Genomic DNA, 609 nt, shown 5'->3' on the forward strand with positions numbered 1-609 from the left:
ACATTGCCAAGCAGATTATGGGGCGCAAACAAAACCAAATGGTCAATGCAGGAGACCGTGCGGGCTCACAAATTATGGAACTTGATGATGCGCTTGATGATCTTGAATCCAATCGTTTTGTTTTAGGGGAACATCATTTATCCTTAGCAGTTTTTGCTGATACGCCGCAAGAGTTAGCGGATAATCTTGCCAAAGCGCGTTCTCATCTTACAAATGGTGGGGCTGTGATTGCGCGGGAAGATTTAGGGTTAGCGGCGGCTTGGTGGGCACAATTGCCTGGCAATTACGCCTATCGCACCCGCTCTGGTGCGATAACAAGCCGCAATTATGCAGCGCTTTCTCCATTTCATTCTTTTCCGGTTGGGAAAATAGATGGCAATGTGTGGGGACCCGCGGTAGCCTTGATGAAAACCTCTGCTGGTTCACCATTTTATTTTAACTTTCACTTTGGTGATTTAGGCAATACGTTTGTTTGTGGTCCTTCTGGTTCTGGGAAAACGGTTATTGTCAATTTTCTTTTAGCACAACTTCAAAAGCATGATCCCAATATGGTCTTTTTTGACAAAGATCGGGGTGCAGAACTTTTTGTCAGAGCGGGTGGCGGCACTT

Annotated in this window: 1 pseudogene; it reads left to right on the forward strand. The window is 45.8% G+C overall.

The features are described 5' to 3' along the window. Positions 1 to 609, forward strand: a pseudogene (locus PVV60_RS10680) (transporter); the annotation flags it as partial.

The organism is Bartonella sp. AU18XJBT, from assembly GCF_028618595.1.
Taxonomy (GTDB): Bacteria; Pseudomonadota; Alphaproteobacteria; order Rhizobiales; family Rhizobiaceae; genus Bartonella.